This is a genomic window from Ralstonia sp. ASV6, from assembly GCF_016429285.1.
GTDB lineage: Bacteria > Pseudomonadota > Gammaproteobacteria > Burkholderiales > Burkholderiaceae > Ralstonia > Ralstonia flaminis.
Window position 1 is genome coordinate 1 of sequence record NZ_JAELUI010000123.1, and the last position, 16,350, is coordinate 16,350.

Annotated in this window: 17 protein-coding genes; 6 read left to right on the forward strand and 11 right to left on the reverse strand. The window is 61.8% G+C overall.

All coding sequences use genetic code 11. From position 1 onward, the window contains the following. The first annotated feature begins 162 nt into the window (after nt 1-162). Nucleotides 163-540: a cupin domain-containing protein gene (locus JHD73_RS20930; protein WP_199032125.1), complete on the forward strand. Its 378-nt coding sequence runs from the start codon at nt 163-165 to the stop codon at nt 538-540. 3 nt (nt 541-543) lie between these two features. Here JHD73_RS20930 and JHD73_RS20935 read toward each other — a convergent pair whose 3' ends face one another. Then, a complete protein-coding gene (locus JHD73_RS20935; RefSeq protein ID WP_199032126.1) occupies nt 544-1,302 on the reverse strand; it encodes a TSUP family transporter in 759 nt (252 codons plus the stop codon). A 35-nt stretch (nt 1,303-1,337) separates the two neighbouring features. Then, a complete protein-coding gene (locus JHD73_RS20940; protein ID WP_199032127.1) occupies nt 1,338-1,775 on the reverse strand; it encodes a hypothetical protein in 438 nt (145 codons plus the stop codon). A 136-nt stretch (nt 1,776-1,911) separates the two neighbouring features. Here JHD73_RS20940 and JHD73_RS20945 point away from each other — a divergent pair, with 136 nt between their 5' ends. Next, nucleotides 1,912-2,136: a hypothetical protein gene (locus JHD73_RS20945; RefSeq protein ID WP_199032128.1), complete on the forward strand. Its 225-nt coding sequence runs from the start codon at nt 1,912-1,914 to the stop codon at nt 2,134-2,136. 259 nt (nt 2,137-2,395) lie between these two features. Here JHD73_RS20945 and JHD73_RS20950 read toward each other — a convergent pair whose 3' ends face one another. The 6 genes from JHD73_RS20950 to JHD73_RS20975 form a co-directional block, all read right to left on the reverse strand. Continuing rightward, nucleotides 2,396-3,382, reverse strand: a complete 987-nt coding sequence (locus JHD73_RS20950) for a branched-chain amino acid ABC transporter permease (protein WP_199032129.1) — start codon at nt 3,380-3,382, stop codon at nt 2,396-2,398. A gap of 14 nt (nt 3,383-3,396) precedes the next feature. Continuing rightward, the gene (locus tag JHD73_RS20955) at nt 3,397-4,281 is read right to left on the reverse strand and encodes a branched-chain amino acid ABC transporter permease (RefSeq protein ID WP_199032130.1); all 885 of its coding nucleotides are present in this window, start codon (nt 4,279-4,281) and stop codon (nt 3,397-3,399) included. Between the two features lie 91 nt (nt 4,282-4,372). After that, nucleotides 4,373-5,593, reverse strand: a complete 1,221-nt coding sequence (locus tag JHD73_RS20960; protein ID WP_199032131.1) for an ABC transporter substrate-binding protein — start codon at nt 5,591-5,593, stop codon at nt 4,373-4,375. A gap of 76 nt (nt 5,594-5,669) precedes the next feature. Then, the gene (locus JHD73_RS20965) at nt 5,670-6,410 is read right to left on the reverse strand and encodes an ABC transporter ATP-binding protein (RefSeq protein ID WP_199032132.1); all 741 of its coding nucleotides are present in this window, start codon (nt 6,408-6,410) and stop codon (nt 5,670-5,672) included. 97 nt (nt 6,411-6,507) lie between these two features. After that, the gene (locus tag JHD73_RS20970; protein ID WP_199032133.1) at nt 6,508-7,278 is read right to left on the reverse strand and encodes an ABC transporter ATP-binding protein; all 771 of its coding nucleotides are present in this window, start codon (nt 7,276-7,278) and stop codon (nt 6,508-6,510) included. A gap of 244 nt (nt 7,279-7,522) precedes the next feature. After that, the gene (locus tag JHD73_RS20975) at nt 7,523-9,157 is read right to left on the reverse strand and encodes a GMC family oxidoreductase (RefSeq protein ID WP_199032134.1); all 1,635 of its coding nucleotides are present in this window, start codon (nt 9,155-9,157) and stop codon (nt 7,523-7,525) included. Between the two features lie 457 nt (nt 9,158-9,614). On the opposite strand from JHD73_RS20975, the gene JHD73_RS20980 reads away from it, so the two are divergent. The 3 genes from JHD73_RS20980 (at nt 9,615) to JHD73_RS20990 (ending at nt 12,315) form a co-directional block, all read left to right on the forward strand. Further along, the gene (locus tag JHD73_RS20980; protein WP_199032135.1) at nt 9,615-9,959 is read left to right on the forward strand and encodes a hypothetical protein; all 345 of its coding nucleotides are present in this window, start codon (nt 9,615-9,617) and stop codon (nt 9,957-9,959) included. A 170-nt stretch (nt 9,960-10,129) separates the two neighbouring features. Then, nucleotides 10,130-10,723, forward strand: coding sequence for a hypothetical protein (locus tag JHD73_RS20985; RefSeq protein WP_021197132.1), 594 nt, complete (start codon nt 10,130-10,132; stop codon nt 10,721-10,723). Between the two features lie 125 nt (nt 10,724-10,848). Continuing rightward, nucleotides 10,849-12,315 carry a hypothetical protein gene (locus tag JHD73_RS20990; protein WP_199032136.1) on the forward strand — a complete coding sequence of 489 codons (1,467 nt, stop codon included), beginning with the start codon at nt 10,849-10,851 and terminating at the stop codon, nt 12,313-12,315. 151 nt (nt 12,316-12,466) lie between these two features. Here the strand turns inward: JHD73_RS20990 and JHD73_RS20995 are convergent, their stop codons facing one another. The 3 genes from JHD73_RS20995 to JHD73_RS21005 all read right to left on the reverse strand — a co-directional run bounded on the left by JHD73_RS20995 (nt 12,467) and on the right by JHD73_RS21005 (nt 16,076). Next, entirely contained in the window at nt 12,467-13,327 is an 861-nt protein-coding gene (locus JHD73_RS20995) for an alpha/beta hydrolase (protein ID WP_199032137.1), read from the reverse strand. Nucleotides 13,328-13,392: 65 nt separating this feature from the next. After that, nucleotides 13,393-13,845 (reverse strand): Cu(I)-responsive transcriptional regulator, encoded by a 453-nt coding sequence (cueR, locus tag JHD73_RS21000; RefSeq protein ID WP_199032138.1) that lies wholly within the window; start codon nt 13,843-13,845, stop codon nt 13,393-13,395. Then, entirely contained in the window at nt 13,842-16,076 is a 2,235-nt protein-coding gene (locus tag JHD73_RS21005) for a cation-translocating P-type ATPase (RefSeq protein WP_199032139.1), read from the reverse strand. The genes cueR and JHD73_RS21005 overlap by 4 nt, the downstream gene beginning before the upstream one ends. Nucleotides 16,077-16,234: 158 nt before the next feature. On the opposite strand from JHD73_RS21005, the gene JHD73_RS21010 reads away from it, so the two are divergent. Then, nucleotides 16,235-16,350, forward strand: a 116-nt coding sequence (locus tag JHD73_RS21010) for a heavy-metal-associated domain-containing protein (RefSeq protein WP_199032140.1), incomplete at its 3' end; no start/stop codon positions are given.

The following is a 16,350-nucleotide window of genomic DNA, read 5'->3' on the forward strand; positions in this document are numbered from 1 at the left end:
CACAAAAGAAGGCGAAACCTTGCAGCCTAGTGCGCGCGTGCGTCAAACCGGTGACAACGCTTCGCGCATTAGCCTGCGTGATCGGCTCGATTAGAAAGTTTGGTTGGGAATGCGCGGTGCACGCCCTTATCTTCAGGGCCTCCCCACACATCGGAGTGCATCATGCTCGCAGGACACGCCGTACAGGTCACGCAGGCGCTGGAACAGGTAACGGACTATTGGTCGCCGCGCATCGTCGGCCAGGTCAACGACCAGTACATCAAGGTCGCCAAGCTGAAGGGCGAATTCGTCTGGCACGACCACCCGAATGAGGATGAGCTGTTCTTCGTGGTCTACGGCCGCCTGAAGATCGCCTTCGAAGACCGCGACGACGTGCACCTCGGCCCCGGCGAGTTCTGCGTGGTGCCGCGCGGCGTGCGCCACTGCCCCGTCGCCGACGAGGAATGCGGCATCATGCTCATCGAAACCGTCACCACGCAGCACACGGGCGATGTCATCACCGAGCGCACCGTGGCGCTCGACACGCAGCTGGGTGGGTAAGCCTCAGCGGATGAACGCGTCGTAAGCCGTCTTCAAAATCAGCGCCAGCACCACCACGATGAACACCTTGCGCACGAAGCGGCTGCCGTGCCGCAGCGCAAGGTGGCTGCCGACCTGGTTGCCGGCCACGTTGGCCACCGCCATCACCAGGCCCAGCTGCCACCACACGTGGCCCTTGGACGCTAGCAGCAGCAACGCCGCCACATTGGTCGCCAGGTTGACGATCTTGGTGGACGCCGAGGCATGCAGGAAGTCGTAGCCGAACGCGCGCACGAACACGATCATCAGGAAGCTGCCGGTGCCGGGACCAAACACACCATCGTAGAAACCGATGACAGCGCCGGCCAGTAGCGCCGCCGCACGCTCGCGCCAGCCGGTGAGGCTGGGGGCGTGATCGGCGCCGAGGTTCTTTTTCGCCACCGTGTAGATCAGCAGCACCGCCAGCACAAACGGCAGCGCGCGGCGCAGCGGTTCGGCGGGGATGTGCATGAGCGCCCACGCGCCAAGCAGCGAGAACCCAAATGCCGTGACCACCGCCGGCGCCGTCGCACCCCAGTAGATGCGCACCGTGCGGCCGTAGCGCACCGCCGCCGTGGCCGTGCCCGACATCGACGCGACCTTGTTGGTGCCGATCAGCGTGGCCGGCGCAATGTTCGGGTATGCCGAAAACAGCGCGGGAATCTGCACCAGGCCGCCGCCACCGGCCACGGCATCGATCAGGCCAGCCAGAAAGCCGGCCAAGGCGAGCAAAGCGAATTCCATCGGGGAAACAGAAACAGGCGAATGAGCGGGAAGGACTAGCCCAGCGATTTGGGCGACGGACGCGCGCTGCGGCGCCAGCAACCGGTCGCATCCGCTGCAAAGCCGAGCGCGGTGGCGTCATACGCGGCAAGCGCCGCGGGCGGCAGCAGGACGTGGAGTATGCCATGTGCGCGGGCGTACTCATTGACGGCGGCCAAGGCGGCATCACGCGTGGCCACGTCATCGGAAAACAGCATCACGCCGACCGGCAGCCACGCCACCAACCCACCGAGCGCCAAGTGTGGCACCAGCGTGACCGGTGTGACGCCAAGCAATGCCCCGTCTTCCTCGACAAGGAAGCACGGATGCACGCTCGGGTGAGCCAGCAGCGTATCGACGGCATGCGCCAATTGCAGCGGCGAGGCGCTCGATGCGATGGCGGCCAACAGGCGTGGCCGGTCATCCAGCGTGGCAAGGCGGGTGGACAGGGTCATGGGGACTCAAGGCGAAGGCGCCATTGTCATGCAGTGCGCGCATAGACGTCGACTCCGAATGCATTTCTCTTGTGCGCCAGCGCCGACGAGACTGTGGGCATGTGGATATGTGGATAACCCGAAAACGGAGCCCACCATGACCGACCCCACCCGTGCCCTCACCCTGCAATTGCTGCAGTCACTGGCCGAGCGGCCCAGGCCGTATGCGGAGGTCTTGGAGACGTGGCGGACGTCATGTCCACGTTTGTCGATCTGGGAAGATGCGTGCATTGATGGGCTAGTGGATTGCTTGCCCGACACGCGTTTGGTAACCGTCAGCGCCCGGGGCCGGGCCCTGCTGGCGGCGAGCGCCGCGCACTGAAGGCACAAACTAAAAGGCCCTGCCGGGGATCGCCTGGCAGGGCCTCTATTTTATTTAGCATCTCCACCGTTTCGTGCGGTGTGTGCTGTCGTCTCCTCGCTCCCGCCTCATTTATCTCGTGCGAAAACCGTAACGAGACTGTAAAGAATGCACCGCAACGCAACAACTAGAGCAAACCCTTACGGTGCACTAAGCACCAAATAGGCACCAAGATCACCCTTTCGGGGGGGATGCGACGCCATTTGCGGCCATTGTGACCCTAGCGCCGCAGCCAAGGTAGTCGTGCAGCAATTTCACCCATGATGCCGCGGCGGAAGGTCAGCACGCAGATCACGAAAATCGCACCCGTGACCGTCGTGACCGATTCGCCCAGCACATTGAACCCGTCGAAACCGGTGGCGCCCGCCAAGAAGGTACCGATGTCGCCCAGCTTGTTTTCCAGCGCAATCACCAGTGCCGCGCCCAGGATCGGGCCCGACAGGATGCCCAGGCCACCCACCAGCGTCATCAGGATCACCGAGCCTGACATCGACCAGTGCACGTCCGTCAGCGTCTCAAAGCCGAGCACCAGCGTCTTGAGCGAGCCAGCCAGCCCGGTCAGCGCCGCTGACAGCACGAAGGCCAGCAGCTTGAAGCGGTCGGTGTCGTAGCCGAGGGAGATGGCACGCGGCTCGTTCTCCTTGATGGCCTTGAGGATTTGCCCGAACGGCGAGTGGATCGTCCGCACGATCAGCAAGAAGGCCAACGCGACGATCGCCAGCACCACGTAGTACAGCGTCAGGTCGGAAGACAGATCCAGCATGCCGAACAGCTTGCCGCGCGGCACGCCTTGCAGGCCGTCTTCGCCGCCCGTGAACGGCACCTGCAGGCAGAAGAAGTACAGCATTTGCGCCAGCGCCAGCGTGATCATCGCGAAGTAGATGCCCTGGCGGCGGATGGCCAGCAGGCCCACGATCAGACCGATGAAGGCGCCTGCTGCCGTGCCGGCCAGCAAGCCAAGTTCGGGCGTGACGTTGAGATCGCGCATCATGTAGCCGGCCACGTAGCCCGCGCCACCAAAGAACGCCGCGTGCCCGAACGACAGCAGCCCCGTGTAGCCCAGCAGCAGATTGAACGCCGACGCAAACAGCGCAAAGCACAGCAGCTTGGCGACGAACACCGGGTACGCTCCCACCAGCGGCGCCGCAATCAGCGCCACCAGCAGCAGGCCGTACAGGACGTATTTGAGGGAAGAAGAGTTTTGCATCGTGCCGCTTCGCTTTATTTCTCTTTACCGAACAGGCCGGCCGGACGCACCAGCAGCACCAGCACCATGATCACGAACACCACCGTGGCCGACGCCTGTGGATAGAACACCTTGGTCAGCCCTTCGATCACCCCCAGGCCGAGGCCGGTGAGGATGGAACCCATGATCGACCCCATGCCGCCGATCACCACCACGGCAAACACGGTGATGATCATGCTCTGCCCCATCAGCGGCGAGATCTGGATGACGGGTGCCGCCAGCACGCCCGCAAAGGCCGCCAGCGCCACGCCAAAGCCGTAGGTGAGCGTGACCATGAGCGGCACGTTCACACCAAAGGCTTCCACCAGCTTCGGGTTCTCGGTGCCGGCGCGCAGGTACGCACCCAGCTTGGTCTTCTCGATCATGAACCACGTGGCGAAGCACACCGCCAGTGAGGCCACCACCACCCACGCGCGGTAGTTGGGCAGCATCATGAAGCCAAGGTCGGTCGCACCCTGCAGCAGCTCGGGCGTGTCATACGGCAGCCCCGACACACCGTAGATGGCACGGAACACACCCTCGATCACCAGCGTCACGCCCAGCGTGAGCAGCAGGCCGTACAGGTGGTCGAGCTTGTAGATGAAGCGCAGCAGCGTGCGCTCGATCACCATCCCCAGCACGCCGATCGCCAGCGGTGAGAGCACCAGCATCAACCAGTACGGCAGGCCGAGGTACGAGAAGCCCATCCACGTGAGCACCGCGCCCAGCATGAACAGCGCGCCGTGCGCGAAATTGATGACGTTGAGCAGCCCGAAGATGACCGCAAGGCCCAGGCTCAACATCGCATAGAAGGAACCGTTGACCAGACCCAGCAGCAGCTGGCTGAGCATGGCCGGTAGCGGAACGCCGAAGATTTCCATCGCGGTCAGTAAGAGGACATCACACCAACAATGCAACAACGCTGAAGGCGCCACCACCCACGCGGGCAGCGGCGCCGGATTGCTTACCTGCTTACTTCTTCATCAGCGAGCACTTCGACTCGGCCGGCGTGGTGAAGGCCTGGTCACCCGGGATATCCGTGACGATCTTCATGTAGTCCCACGGCTTCTTCGATTCGGCCGGGGTCTTCACCTGCATCAGGTACATGTCGTGCACGTAACGGCCATCGGCGCGGATCGTGCCCTTGGCATAGAAATCGTCCAGCTTGGTCTTCTTGAGCTGGGCGATCACCTTGTCCGGATCATCCGTGCCGGCGGCGGCCACTGCCTTGATGTAATTCGACACCGCCGAATAGTCAGCAGCCTGCAGGCTGCTCGGCATCTTCTTCATCTTCATGAAGTAGCGGTTGGCGAACTTGCGCGTGGCGTCGTTCATGTCCCAGTACCAGCTGTCGGTCATCAGCAGGCCTTCGGCCGTTTGCAGGCCCAGGCTGTGCACGTCATTGATGAACATCAGCAGGCCGGCGATCTTCATCGTCTTGGTGATGCCGAATTCCTTGGCCGCCTTGATCGAGTTGATCGTGTCACCACCGGCGTTGGCCAGGCCCAGTATCTGCGCCTTGGACGACTGCGCCTGCAGCAGGTACGACGAGAAATCCGATGCCGACAGCGGGTGCTTGACCGAGCCCACCACCGTGCCGCCGTTGGCCTTGACCACGGCTGCGGTGTCGTTCTCCAGCGAGTGGCCGAAAGCATAGTCGGCGGTCAGGAAGAACCACGACTTGCCGCCCTGCTTGACCACCGCGCTGCCGGTGCCCTTGGCCAGGGCCACCGTGTCATACGCATAGTGAATCGTGTACGGCGTACATTCCTCGTTGGTCAGGCGCGCCGTGCCGGCACCGATGGAGATGAACGTACGCTTCTTCTCGGCAGCCACCTTGGCCATGGCCAGCGAGGTGGCGGAGTTGGTGCCGCCCAGCAGCATGTCCAGACCTTGCTGGTCCATCCACTCACGCGCCTTGGAGGCAGCGATGTCGGCCTTGTTCTGGTGGTCCGCCGTGACCAGCTCGATCGGCTTGCCGAGCACCTTGCCGCCCGCGTCTTCAATGGCCATCTTGACCGCCTCGACGCCGCCTTGTCCGTCGATGTCGGCATACAGGCCGGAGAGATCGGTGATGAAACCGATCTTCACCTTGTCGCCGCTCACCTGGGCATGCGCGCTCAGCGGCGCAAAACCCGCCGCCGCCCCCAGTCCTACCGCCATCAGTGCACCAGCCAGCTTCTTGAGTGTCATGGTCTTGTCTCCTGTAGTGCGCGCATCGCTTGTGACGCGTCGCGCGGTGGTGAAGCAAATTGATATCGACAACGCTTTAGACGCCAAGCAGTTCGTGCAGCACGGGCATCTTGTCCTGCAACTGCGCCGCCTCGAAACGCTCGACGATGCTGCCGTGTTCCATCACATAAAAGCGATCGGCCAGCGGTGCGGCAAAGCGGAAGTTCTGCTCCACCATCACCACCGTGTAGCCGCGCTTCTTGAGCATCAGGATCATGCGGGCCAGCGCCTGCACGATCACCGGGGCCAGCCCTTCGGAAATCTCATCGAGCAGCAGCAAGTTCGCGCCGGTACGCAGGATGCGCCCGACCGCCAGCATCTGCTGCTCGCCGCCCGACAGGCGCGTGCCCTGGCTCTGGCGGCGCTCCTTCAGGTTGGGGAACATCTCGTAGATCTCGTCCACGCTCATGCCCGCATTGCCGCTCTTTGCCACCTGGTCCTTGAGCACCGGCGGCAGCATCAGGTTCTCTTCGCACGACAGGCTGGAGAAGATGCCGCGCTCTTCCGGGCAGTAGCCGATGCCGCAGTGGGCGATCTTGTGCGTGGGCAAGTCGATGGTCTCGACACCCTGGCCGCTCGCGTCATGCACGACGATCGAGCCACGGCGCGTGCCCACCAGGCCCATGATGGCGCGCAGCGTGGTGGTGCGGCCCGCGCCATTGCGGCCGAGCAGCGTGACGACCTCGCCGCGGTTCACGGTCAGGTCGACACCATGCAGGATGTGCGATTCGCCGTACCAGGCGTGCAGGTCCTTGATCTGGAGCGCGGGCGTGCTCATGCAGTGTTCTCGTGTGTTCGGGTCTAGCGTTTCGCTTAGCGTTCATGCCACGGCACGCGGCCGTGTCGACTGATCGGCGGATGATCGATTCGGCCGGTCAGTGGCCTTCCAGCGCCGCATCGACGGTGCCCATATAGGCTTCCATCACCTGCGGGTTCTTCGAGACATCTTCGTACGGGCCTTCGGCCAGGATCTGACCGCGCTGCAGCACTGTGATCTTGTCGGCGATGGAGGACACCACGTTCATGTTGTGCTCCACCATCAGAATCGTGCGGCCTTCGGAGACACGCTTGATCAGCTCCGTCACGCGGTCCACGTCTTCGTGGCCCATGCCCTGCGTGGGCTCGTCGAGCAGCATCAGCTCGGGCTCCATCGCCAGCGTGGTGGCAATCTCCAGCGCGCGCTTGCGGCCGTAGGGCAGCTCCACCGTCACGGTATGCGCGAACTGTGTCAGACCCACCTGTTCGAGCAGTGCCATCGCACGTTCATTGAGCACATTCAACGATTGCTCGCTGCGCCAGAATGCATACGCCGTACCGAGCTGGCGCTGCAGCCCCACGCGAACGTTTTCCATCACCGTCAGGTGCGGAAACACGGCAGAGATCTGGAACGAGCGGATCACGCCACGACGTGCAATCTGTGCCGGCTTTTCCGATGTGATGTCGACGCCGTTGAACAGAATGGTGCCGCGCGTGGGCACCAGGAATTTGGTCAGCAGGTTGAAGCAGGTCGTCTTGCCGGCACCGTTCGGGCCGATAAGCGCATGGATCGACCCGCGCTGCACGCGCAGGTTGACGTCGGACACGGCGGTAAAGCCCTTGAAGGCTTTAGTCAGTCCGCGCGTTTCGAGAATGATGTCCTGCGCCATGATCCCCTCTTGTCTCCCGCCTCTTTTTTGGTGCGAACGATTGTCAACGGCTGTTGCGTCGCAAAACATCGGGGTTTGTACCAAGACGATTACGCGTCGCTTACGGCCCATAAACCCGCACCGGCATTGGCTTTGCGGTTTTCCGATGGGGGTTACGTAGAGTTACGTATCGGAGCAATACCGATTGCCTATCGATATGACATGGGCGCGTGTCACGCCCGTGTCATCGCCCCGCAAACCGGCGTCAGGCCGCCACCACCTCGCCGCGTGCACGCGCCTTGCGTGCCGCTCGAATCATCTCGCCGGCCTTCTCGGCAATCATGATCGTCGGCGAGTTGGTATTGCCCGAGGTGATGGTCGGCATGATCGACGCATCCACCACACGCAGGCCGTCAATGCCATGCACGCGCAACTGCGCATCGACCACCGCGCCCGCGTCATCCGCCCGGCCCATGCGGCAGGTGCCGACCGGGTGGAAGATGGTCGTGCCGATGTCCCCGGCGGCGCGCGCGAGGTCGTCGTCGGTCTGATAGTTGGGGCCGGGCAGGTATTCCTCCGGCCGGTACTTCGCCAGAGCCGGCTGCGCAACGATGCGGCGCGTCAGGCGCAGCGAATCGGCCGCGACCTTGCGGTCCTCCTCCGTCGACAGATAGTTGGGCGCGATGGTCGGCGCCGCAAACGGATCCGCCGAGGTGAGATGCACCGAGCCGCGCGAAGTCGGTCGCAAGTTGCACACGCTGGCGGTGAATGCGTTGAACGCGTGCAGCGGGTCACCAAACTTGTCGAGCGAGAGCGGCTGCACGTGGTATTCCACATCCGGCCGCGCCACTTGCGGATTCGAGCGCGCAAACACCCCCAACTGCGACGGCGCCATGCTCATCGGGCCGCTGCGGTTGAACGCGTATTCCATGCCGATCAGCGCCTTGCCCCACCAGTTGGCGGCACGCGTGTTGAGCGTCGGCACGCCATGCACCTTGACCACGCAGCGCAGTTGCAGATGGTCTTGCAGGTTCTCACCCACGCCGGGCAACGCCTGACGCACGTTGATGCCCAGCGCCTGCAGCCGCTCCGGCTGACCGATGCCTGCCAGCTCCAGCAACTGCGGCGAGTTGATCGCCCCGGCCGAGAGGATCACCTCTTCGCGCGCGGCCACCGTGTAGTCCTGCCCTGCCCCGCGATACGCCACACCTGTGCAGCGCTTGCCATCAAACGTGAGCGCGCGCACTTGGGCGCCGGTCACGATGGTCAGATTGTGCCGTTGCGATGCTGGCCGCAGAAAACCCTTGGCGGTATTCCAGCGGATACCGTGTTTCTGGTTGACCTCGAAATAGCCAACGCCGAAGTTATCCCCACGGTTGAAGTCGCTCGTGCGGGGGATGCCCGCCTGCACGGCTGCCTCGATGAAGGTCTCCAACACTTGCCACTGCAGACGTTGCGCTTCAACGCGCCATTCGCCGCTGGCGCCGTGCCATTCGTTCGCACCACCGTGGTGGTTCTCGCTCGCCTTGAAGAGCGACAGCACAGCGTCCCACTTCCACGAAGCATCGCCGGTTGCGGCAGCCCAGCCGTCGTAGTCTTCGCGCTGGCCGCGCATGTAGATCATCCCGTTGATGGATGAGCAGCCGCCCAGCACGCGGCCGCGCGGGTAACCGAGTGAGCGACCGTTCAGGCCGGGTTCTTCGCGTGTGCGGTAAAGCCAATCGGTGCGTGGGTTGCCAATGCAATACAGATAGCCGACGGGGATGTGAATCCAGTGGTAATCGTCTTTGCCGCCGGCCTCCAGCAGCAGCACAGAGACGTCGGGGTCTTGCGTCAGACGGTTGGCGAGGACGCAGCCCGCGGAGCCTGCGCCGATGATGATGTAGTCGTAGGTTTCCATGTCTCCGTGCTTTTTCTCTTTGGTGTTGCTGGGTTTTGGGTTCTGTTTTTTGTTCTTGTTCTTGTGGTGCATCCCTTGTTTCATCCCCTGCCGGGGCTGACTCACTTTCTTTGTCTTGCCAAAGAAGGGCGCGCCCAAGATGGTGAAGGGTCATTTTGCACGGGATTGGGGGGATTTGTGGCGGACTGTTTTCTAGCCCATAGCGTGGCGTTGATACCAGCCTCGCGGGCTATACTCTGCGCGTCGTAAACAGCGACGATCGGTTTAGCAGCCGACGACTCAAGGCGGGCACCAATCATGCCGATTGGTGTTCCGTTCGCGTTCGCCCATACGGGCGGGCCTTGACAGGGAGGACTTCGGTCCTGCCGGTCCTTGAGTCGGTCTGCTAACCCTGACTTGTGCCCGCCCACCCCGTTTAGCAGCGGGGCGCGGGTCTAAACTTCTCAAGGAGTTAGACATGACCCATCTGCGCGTCACACCCCCACCGGTAAGCCAAGACCTCCCTCTTCTTGATCACGCGATCTCTGGCTTTTCACCATTCCCACTCTACGGCTCCATCGAGCCTCTCAATACGCAGGACACACAATCGCTCCTGCGCCTATGCGACACGACTGAGACTGTCGCTCGCGGCATCGGCACAGTTTTGAGGCTAGTTGCAAACAACGATGCAGACGGTTCGAGCATTCTTCGCCCGAACACAGTCTCCGACCTTCTTGCACTTTGCCGCGTTGCTGCTGAGACGTTGGCAGATGAAGCGCTGGGCCTGCAGGACAACATCGATGTAAAGCCGGCGGCGAATTAAGGCCCCGGTTATGGCGCGGCGCCAATGCCGCGCCCAACGTAAGTCAATACTAAGCAAAAGATCACACACCTGACTTGCACAAGCTTGCTTCCCTTCCTAGGTTTCTGGAACGCACCTAAATAAACGTCCAGCGCGGGGTATGAGCCATATGCCCTGCCAAAGGGGGAGACGTGAAGGCGAAAATCTTTGCCGCGGTTGCCGTGTGCTCGGTTGCCGCGGCTTGGTGGTCGTTCTCATACACAAGTGAGAGCGATGCCCAGAAATCGGCGGCCGACTCAACAACGGGCAACACATCTGCGACATCCGGCTATACCCAGAACAACAACGGGTCACGCCTGAATCCACAGGTTGGTGCGGTCGAAAACCAGGCCGGTCGCCCCGGCGTGAAATCCACTGACTTCGATGCGTCCGTCGCTGGAATCGACGCCAATAAGAATGGCGTACGGGACGACATCGAACGCTACATCGAGAAAAAGTACCCGGACCCCGCACAACGGGCCGCAATGATGCAGTACGCCAAGGCACGTCAGAACTTCATCTTGACTGCTACCACACCAGAGAAAGCCCACGCCGCTGCGCAAGATCTTTGGCGTGCCTTTGCATGTACGCAGAGTCGGCTGGGTGCCGGTTGGCTTGACGCGACCAAGGATGTTCTCGCGATGTTCCTCAATACCCGAGAGCGCCTCAATGCCTCTACAAGGGCGCAAGACAATCTTGCAGGTCAAACAGTCGATGCCTACGCGGGAGACAAACCATGCGACTGAGAACAACTACCCTCTCGATGACATGCAGTCTAGCTCTCGCAATGCTTCCGTCCCCTACAAGCGCTCAAGTAGAAACAAAATGCGAATCGCGTTATCGCATCTACTTTGGTAACGGAATCCGAAACGTGCCAGAGGACTGGGAAGCAAGCCGGCGAGAGCTTTCAAATATGATCGGCACCCGCTTTAACGGCGTCCCCATCAGCTACTCAAATGCAATCAATCCTACGGGTGGTTTCATAGACGACCTTTCACGCGTTTTCCAACAGAAGCTTGCTGAGAACCCCAGCCTCTCTTGGGAATTGCTCGTGCGCGCGTCTTTAGGGTTGATCGAAGGTCTATCGCCTGAACTCGCAAAGTTCATCCTGGATTTAATTGTCAAAACGGAGAACGAGTCCACAGCAGAACTCAAGAAGAAGTGGGAAGCGGAGAACAGCTACATTGATGGCCGAGTTACCACCCATGTGACGGACTACACGCGAGACATCCTTGATAACGGCAGGCGAGTCTTGCTGGTAGCCCACTCCCAAGGCAACCTGTACGCCAACGCTTCTCATCGCCTTCTGTACACGAACCCAGAGGTCACCCCTGGAAGCTTCGGGACGATTGGTGTGGCAAGTCCAGCCAACTACGTAGCGGGCGGGGGGGAGTACATCACCTCCGATGCTGATGTCATTATCAACGCGCTGCGGTCTATCATCTCAGACCAAGTTTTGCCAGCCAATGTTTCGATCCCGTTCGATACGGCAGAGCTCTCCGGACACAACTTCATCAAAACTTATATACATATCGAAAAACCTGCCCGGGAAAAAATTAGGCAAATAACAATTTCCGGCCTAAACAAACTCGTGGAGCCTAAAGAAGCATACGACTACAAAATAGTCTCCCATATTTTCAGCGGCCCTTTCACTCCCAACACTGGTGAAATCACCGGCAACTTCGATCTAGACCGCAACGTACAGTACAATGATTTAAGTGGATGCCCAATCGGGGTTTTACTCTGCGCTCATCTTCCTGAAATTAAGAATATATACGACTCGACCGGCAAAGGTTATGACCGCCAGATAGCCGCCGAAAGAGATACATCCACAAAACTTTCCGTCGAAGCAATAAAAAAGCTAGCAGCATCCGATAAGAATGCGGAAGACCCCGCACACCCATTAAATTGGCACCTAAATGCTAGGCTTCCTCTTTTATACCTGAATTTCTCTACTGAGCTACGCGAACAAAACGGCAACTACTATACCCAGTATGTTTGGGGCACAAGCAGCTATGATTCTTCAGGAAAGATCAACACCCCTACCCAACAAGCAAGCGATCTTATAACGCTTGTAGCAAATCAATTTCTCATGCTCACCTTTCCGACTCCGCCATGGACCGCCGACACTCCGATTACTCCACCTGTGGTTTTTAATAACCAAGTTTGGAATCCCCTTATTGCATCACTTGATTCCTTGCGCCACAAAGCAGTTGAGTATGAGGTTGCCAAGTTGGAATCAGAAAAATTTGTATTTGCAGCCCTCCCAAGCCTTGTTCCCTTTTCAAACTACTATCGCGTAACCCGCTTAACAACAAAAATATGCAAATCAGAGTAGCCCAATGAAATTCCTTCGACCCCAATATCTACATTTAATTTATTTAAATTAAATATATATCCCCTGTGATTTGCGCTGGCAAATCCCCTCAATAGCTGGGCAAAATCTTCCAGATTTCCTTCATACGTTTGCTCTGCTCATACAACCCACATCAAACTCTGTCAGCCAACCACGCCGTCATCTTCCCAAACACCTCACCACGCAACGGCTCAGCCTCATTGAAAATCTCGTGGTACCCCGAATCAAACCACGCCAGCGTGCGCAACTCTTCCGGCGCATTCGCATAAAAATCCCGACTGCCCGACGGATCAACAATCGAATCAGAACCCCCCGCCATCAGCAGCATCGGCGCTTCTAAACGAGGTGCATCCTGCTGCGCCTGCGTAATCGCATTGAGCATGAATTCGAGCAATGACGCACTGATCGTGCTCTGCACCAGCGGGTCGGCACGGTAGGCAGGGCCAACGCTCGGGTCATGCGAGAGCTTGGCTGGGTCCACCGGATTGGGCACGGCCAACCGCGGTGCCAGTGCAGAAAGAATGCCGCGCACGATGCCCGCGCCCGGCGGCAGCTTCACGCGCAACGCGGGCGATGACAGCAGCACGCCACGCACCGGCCGGATACGCGCCGTGGTGAAGCGCGCAACGATCAGCCCGCCCATGCTGTGGCCCAGCACAAACGGCATCTCGTGCCATTCGGCGACGGCCGCGTCGATGATTTCTGCGAGGTCGGTGAGGTAGTTGTCTTGCGCGTCGAGCGCCATGCGCGGGCCGCCGCTCTTGCCGTGGCCGCGCAAATCAAAGGCCCGCACGCGCAGGCCAAGATCAGTGAGCACCTTGGCGACATGGGGATAACGCCCGCTGTGTTCAGCCATGCCGTGGACGAGGATGACGGTGCCGCGTGGTGCGCCGGTCTCGGGTGCTGGTAGCCAGGTGCGGACCAGCAACTCGGTATGGTCCTTCATGCGCTGGCGGCTTTCAACCGCGTTGACCTCTGCGTGGGCTTGCGTCATTGGCGTCTCCTCGTTGGGTTGCCGGATTGTGGCATAGACGCCGCCCCGCCCAATCGAGGGCCCCCTCAGTGGCAGCAGGCGCCCTTGTCACCAGTCTCGCCAGCCACGCCCTCGAGGATCGGGCAGTCGGGCCGGTCGTCGCCGTGGCAGGCGTTGGCCAGCGTCATCAGTGTGTCGCGCATGCCTTGCAGCTCGCGGATGCGTGCGTCGAGGTCGGCCACGTGGCGCATGGTGATGGCCTTCACGTCGGCGCTGGCGCGCTCGCGGTCATGCCAGAGCGAGAGCAGCGTGCGAATCTCCTCCAGCGCGAACCCGAGCGAGCGCGACCTGTGGATAAACCGCAGCACGTGCAGCGCCCGCGCGTCGTACATGCGGTAGTTGCCCTCGGTGCGCGGGCTGGGCGGCAGCAGACCGATGCTCTCGTAGTAGCGGATCATCTTGGCCGAGACGCCGCTCGCCTTGGCGGCCTCGCCAATGTTGACGGGGGCTTGGGTTGCGTTGAGATCGGTTTGGGTCATGCGCGGTCTCCGGAGGCTTGCCAGCGGCGCAGCATCAGCGCGTTGGTCACGACGCTCACGCTGGAGAACGCCATCGCCGCGCCGGCAAAGGTGGGACTCAGCAGGCCAAAGGCTGCCAGCGGAATGCCCACCACGTTATAGATGAATGCCCAGAACAGGTTCTGGCGGATCTTGGCGACGGTGCGGCGCGAGAGGTCGAGCGCATCACTCACCAGGCGCGGCTCGCCCCGCATGAGCGTGATGCCAGCGGCCTGCATGGCAACGTCCGTGCCGGTGGCCATGGCGATGCCGACATCGGCCGCAGCCAGCGCGGGCGCATCGTTGATGCCATCACCCACCATCGCCACCACGTGGCCGCTCTGCTGCCAGGCCATCACGCGCGCGGCCTTGTCGTGCGGCAGCACTTGCGCGGCCACCTCGTCAATGCCGAGTGCATCCGCAACCGTGCGCGCAGCGCCCGCGTTGTCACCGGTGACGAGTGCCGTGCGAACGCCACGTGCCTGCAGCGCAGCGACCGCTTCCTTGGCACCGGGCTTGAGCGCATCGCCAAAGGCAATCAGGCCACGCAGTTGCACACCACCTTCGGTGCTTTGTGCGAGCCACGACACGGTGTTGCCCTGGGCTTCCAGCGCATCTGCACGCGCTTGCAGTGTGCTGCGGTCGAGCTCCAGCTCACTCATCCAACGCGCGTTGCCGAGTTGCAGCGACGCACCGTTCACGATGCCGCGCGTGCCGCGTCCAGCCAGCACTTCGGGCGATTGCGCGGGCGCGATTGTGCGACCTTTCGCGCGGCCTTGCTCCACCGCATACTCACGCGTGGCATGTGCGAGTGGGTGGGTGTTCTCGGCTTGCAACGCAGCAAGTTGATCGAGCAACGTATCGGTATCCACACCGGGTGCAGCTTCGACTGCCGTCACGCGCGGCTGGCCGACGGTGAGCGTGCCGGTCTTGTCGAAGACGACGAAGTCCACTTGCTGCGCACGCTCTAGCGCCTGTGCATCGGCAATCAGGATGCCGCGCCGTGCGCCCGCACCGGTGCCCGCCATGATGGCCGACGGCGTCGCCAAACCGAGCGCACACGGGCAGGCAATCACCAGCACCGCCACCGCGTTGACAATGGCCGTCTCCCACTCGGCCCCGGCGATCGCCCAACCGGCCAGCGTGAGCAACGCCGCCACCAACACCGCCGGCACGAAGATCGCGCTCACACGATCGACCAGTTGCTGGATCGGCGGCTTGGCGGCCTGCGCGTCTTCGACCAGGCGAATGATGCGCGAGAGCATGGTATCCGCGCCGATGGCCGTGGTGCGCACCAGCAGCACGCCGTCGGTGGCGATGGCGCCAGCGGTGACACGATCGCCTTCGCGCTTGGGGCTTGGCAGGCTCTCGCCGGTCAGCATGGATTCATCGACGTGGCTGGCGCCTTCGAGCACCACCGCATCGACCGGAATGCGCTCTCCGGCGCGCACCGACACCACGTCGCCCACACGCACACGGGCAACGGGCGTGTCGTGCAGCGTGCCATCGGCGCCGCGCACGCGGGCGGTGTCCGGGCGCAGCGCCTGCAGGGCGCGGATGGCTTGTGCCGTTTGGCGCTTGGCGCGCACTTCCAGCCACTTGCCCAAGCGCACCAGGGTGATGACTACGGCGGCGCTCTCGAAGTACAAATGCGGCATCTCATCCGCACCGGCACGCCACCACAGCCACAGCGACAGGCCATACGCCGCCGACGTACCCAGCGCGACCAGCAAGTCCATATTGCCGGCCCCCGCACGCGCGGCCTTCCAACCCGACTTGTAGAAACGCGCGCCGATCACAAACTGCACCGGCGTCGCCAGCAGCCATTGCGCCCACGCGGGCAGCATCCAATCACTGCCGAGCCAGCCGGCAATCATCGGCAGCACCAGCGGTACCGACAGCACGGCGGCAATCCACACGGGGCCGGCGCCGTCCCAGAAATCCGTTTCGGTGGCGACGGGCGCGGCGGTTTCGTCTGCCGCGACACGTGCCTCGTAGCCGGCAGCCGTCACGGCAGCAACCAGCGCATCACCGGTCGCCCCGCCATGGACGCGAGCGCGTTCGGTAGCGAGGTTCACACTGGCTTCGGTCACGCCGGGCACGGCGCGCAGGGCACGCTCAACCCGGCCTGCGCAGGCGGCGCAGGTCATCCCGCTGATATCGAGGTCAGTTGAAGCGTCGTCGAGGTTGGCGACGGGGCTGGCGGCAGTCATGGAAGCGTCCATTTCAGGGAGAATGGCATCAGCCTAGACCTTCCCAGCTTGGCAAGGTCAAGCCCTCATCTTACGCTTGCGCTTCCCACGGTGGGAAGGTTCATACTGCGCCCGTGACTTCCTCTCCCTTCTTTTCTTTCGATTCAGGAGCCAGAACCATGACGACGTTTTCTGTGGAAGGTATGAGCTGCGGCCATTGTGTGTCTGCCGTCACCCGTGCGGTGCAACAGGTGGATGCTGCCGCCAGCGTGCAGGTTGATCTGTCTACGCAGAC

What these genes read in the sequence shown, in the direction of transcription:
- JHD73_RS20930 (WP_199032125.1), top strand. Translation starts at nt 163, where the DNA reads ATGCTCGCAGGACACGCCGTACAGGTCACGCAGGCGCTGGAACAGGTA.
- JHD73_RS20935 (WP_199032126.1), bottom strand. Translation starts at nt 1,302, where the DNA reads ATGGAATTCGCTTTGCTCGCCTTGGCCGGCTTTCTGGCTGGCCTGATC.
- JHD73_RS20940 (WP_199032127.1), bottom strand. Translation starts at nt 1,775, where the DNA reads ATGACCCTGTCCACCCGCCTTGCCACGCTGGATGACCGGCCACGCCTG.
- JHD73_RS20945 (WP_199032128.1), top strand. Translation starts at nt 1,912, where the DNA reads ATGACCGACCCCACCCGTGCCCTCACCCTGCAATTGCTGCAGTCACTG.
- JHD73_RS20950 (WP_199032129.1), bottom strand. Translation starts at nt 3,382, where the DNA reads ATGCAAAACTCTTCTTCCCTCAAATACGTCCTGTACGGCCTGCTGCTG.
- JHD73_RS20955 (WP_199032130.1), bottom strand. Translation starts at nt 4,281, where the DNA reads ATGGAAATCTTCGGCGTTCCGCTACCGGCCATGCTCAGCCAGCTGCTG.
- JHD73_RS20960 (WP_199032131.1), bottom strand. Translation starts at nt 5,593, where the DNA reads ATGACACTCAAGAAGCTGGCTGGTGCACTGATGGCGGTAGGACTGGGG.
- JHD73_RS20965 (WP_199032132.1), bottom strand. Translation starts at nt 6,410, where the DNA reads ATGAGCACGCCCGCGCTCCAGATCAAGGACCTGCACGCCTGGTACGGC.
- JHD73_RS20970 (WP_199032133.1), bottom strand. Translation starts at nt 7,278, where the DNA reads ATGGCGCAGGACATCATTCTCGAAACGCGCGGACTGACTAAAGCCTTC.
- JHD73_RS20975 (WP_199032134.1), bottom strand. Translation starts at nt 9,157, where the DNA reads ATGGAAACCTACGACTACATCATCATCGGCGCAGGCTCCGCGGGCTGC.
- JHD73_RS20980 (WP_199032135.1), top strand. Translation starts at nt 9,615, where the DNA reads ATGACCCATCTGCGCGTCACACCCCCACCGGTAAGCCAAGACCTCCCT.
- JHD73_RS20995 (WP_199032137.1), bottom strand. Translation starts at nt 13,327, where the DNA reads ATGACGCAAGCCCACGCAGAGGTCAACGCGGTTGAAAGCCGCCAGCGC.
- cueR (WP_199032138.1), bottom strand. Translation starts at nt 13,845, where the DNA reads ATGACCCAAACCGATCTCAACGCAACCCAAGCCCCCGTCAACATTGGC.
- JHD73_RS21005 (WP_199032139.1), bottom strand. Translation starts at nt 16,076, where the DNA reads ATGACTGCCGCCAGCCCCGTCGCCAACCTCGACGACGCTTCAACTGAC.